This is a genomic window from Pseudomonas sp. XP1 (assembly GCF_053557675.1).
Genome location: NZ_JBNRIJ010000057.1, coordinates 1 through 2,454, shown reverse-complemented (window position 1 = coordinate 2,454; position 2,454 = coordinate 1). Strand labels below are relative to the sequence as shown.

The 2,454-nt window shown below is 63.5% G+C and carries 2 protein-coding genes; both read right to left on the bottom strand.

The annotated features are described in order from the left end of the window. Positions 1-39: 39 nt before the first annotated feature. A complete protein-coding gene (locus tag ACK1U9_RS25010) occupies positions 40-666 on the bottom strand; it encodes a TetR/AcrR family transcriptional regulator (RefSeq protein WP_108480027.1) in 627 nt (208 codons plus the stop codon). After that, complete coding sequence (gene gshA / locus ACK1U9_RS25005) at positions 666-2,243, bottom strand: glutamate--cysteine ligase (RefSeq protein ID WP_161797620.1); 1,578 nt, start codon at positions 2,241-2,243, stop codon at positions 666-668. The genes ACK1U9_RS25010 and gshA overlap by 1 nt, the downstream gene beginning before the upstream one ends. Between the last annotated feature and the right edge of the window lie 211 nt (positions 2,244-2,454).

Here is a 2,454-nt window from a genome sequence, read left to right as displayed (position 1 = left end):
CGTGGGGGAGCGGGCTTGCCGGCGATGAGGCCATTGAATTTAACGCTTGGCCAGAAATGGCGGCAGATACAACCCCAGATACGCCTCGAACACTCGCTTGCCTTCCTCGGCCATGCGCGGGGTGATCGCTTCGTGCAGCTGCACCGACCGCGCATACACTCGGTCGCTCAATTCCATGGCCAAGGCAAACACGTCCACATCCGCCGGCATCACCGGCAGATGAAAGTGCTGGTCGAACAACTTGTGCATCAAGTCGCCCAGTTCCATGTCGTGCTGCCGATCGGCCTGCACCACTTCGCTCAGGCCATGCTGGGCCAGGATCAGCTGTCGCGCCGCCGCGTCCTCGTTGTAGATATCCAGCATGCGCTGCTCTACCAGCCGTGACAGTTCGTGCCAGGTGTTGAACGCACTGCTGTCGATCGGCGCGCTCAGCGCTTCACGAAAGGCCCGGTGTACATCGGCCGTCAATGCCTCCAGCAGCGCCGGCACACTGGCAAAGAAGTGATACACCGAAGACGGTGGAATCTGCGCGCGCTCGGCCACGCTGTAGATAGACAGGCCCGCCACCCCCAGCTCGGCCAGCAACTCGCGTGCAGCCGCCAGAATCGCCTCGATCCTGGCCTGGCTGCTGGCGCGCGGCCTGCGCGGGGTAGCAGTGCGGGTCATCAGTTGCTGATCGCCAGGATGCTGGCCTGGTAGGCACCGACGAACAGGTCGAAGTCGCCGACCTCCTGTTGTTCCAGGCGCGATTGCTCGGCCAGCGAGTCGCGGGCGAGGGTTTCGAAGGCCTGCTGGCGTTCGACTGGCAGTGGCTGCTCGCGGAAAGTTTCGGCGTGGATACGGCTCTGGCGCAAGGCGAACTTGACGAAGCTTTCGTCATGCTCGGTCATGCGCGCCAACACTTGGGCCGACGGGGTCAGCGAGGCGTCGTCGACCTTGGCCTGCTGGGCATCCAGGGCCTTGCCGTGTTCTGCGCCGCCTTGCGCCTGGTCGAGCAGTTCGGCCAGTGGCCGGATACGCTCGATCAGCTCACTGGCCCAGACCTTCAGGCCGATCGGCTGGCCATTGCGGTGAAGTTCCAGGCCCGGGCGCCGGCCTTCCTTGACCACGGTCAGGAAGTTGTTGGTGCACTGGCCGCATTCGCCGTTGTCCAGTTGCGGGCTGTCTTCCAGCGCGCAGAACAGCAGGAATGCGTCGAGGAAGCGCGCCTCGGTCAGGTCGATACCAACCGGCAGGAACGGGTTGATGTCCAGGCAACGTACTTCCACATACTGAACACCGCGCGAGGTCAGGGCCTGGATCGGCCGCTCGCCGGTGTAGGTGACGCGCTTGGGGCGAATGTTCGAGTAGTACTCGTTTTCGATCTGCAGGATGTTGGTGTTCAGCTGTACCCATTCGCCATCCACGTGCGTGCCGACTTCGACGTAAGGCGGGTAGGGCGTGCCCACCGCCTTGCGCAGGCTGTCGGTGTAGCTGGCCAGGTTGTTGTAGCACGGGGTGAGGCCGGCCTGGGCATTGCTCTGGTAGCCCAGGTCGCTCATGCGCAGGCTGGTGGCGTAGGGCAGGTAGAGGGTTTCGGCATCCAGCTCTTCGAGCTGGTGCGGGCGGCCACGCAGGAAGCCTTTGTCCAGTGCCGGCGAGGCGCCGAACAGGTACATCAGCAGCCAGCTGTAGCGGCGGAAATTGCGGATCAGTGCGATATAGGCCGACGACTGGTAGTCGCGGTCGCTCTCGCTGCCGCCCTCTGCTGCGCGCAGCATAGGCCACAGCGCTTCGGGCAGCGAGAAGTTGTAATGGATACCGGCAATGCACTGCATGGTGCGGCCGTAGCGCAGGGCCAGGCCCTTGCGGTAGACGTGCTTGAGCTTGCCGATGTTCGAGCTGCCGTACTCGGCGATCGGGATATCCTCCTCGGCCGGCAGCGTGCAGGGCATCGACGGACTCCACAGGTATTCGTCGCCCAGCTTGCTGTAGACGAAACGGTGGGTCTCTTCGAGGCTTTCCAGCACCTTGGCCGGGTCGGGCAGGGCCGGGGTGATGAACTCCAGCAGCGACTCGGAATAATCGGTGGTGATCTGCTCGTTGGTCAGCGCCGATCCCAAGGCTTGCGGATGCGGGGTCTGGGCCAGGCGACCTTCTTCGGTCACGCGCAGGCATTCGCGCTCAATACCGTGCAGGCACTGCTTGAGCAGGGGGAGATTGGCGCCGAGCAGGCTCAGGCGGCGGTTGAGGAGGTCGCTCAAGATGTATTCCTTCACGCGTCAGTCGCCCCAATATGGGGGTAGAAAAGACGGTCTACAAGGGTAGTGGGAAAAGGAACTGGCGTTGTCGCCTGGTTTACGCGGTTCCGGCATTGCGCAGCGCCGACTTCGGGGGCCGCTTCGCAGCCCATCGCCGGCAAGCCGGGCTCCCACAGGTAAACCACGATATTCAGGCTTGTGGATTACCTGTGGG

Bases quoted from the DNA above. Each gene is read 5' to 3' on its own strand.
- ACK1U9_RS25010 (WP_108480027.1), bottom strand. From the start codon at position 666: ATGACCCGCACTGCTACCCCGCGCAGGCCGCGCGCCAGCAGCCAGGCC.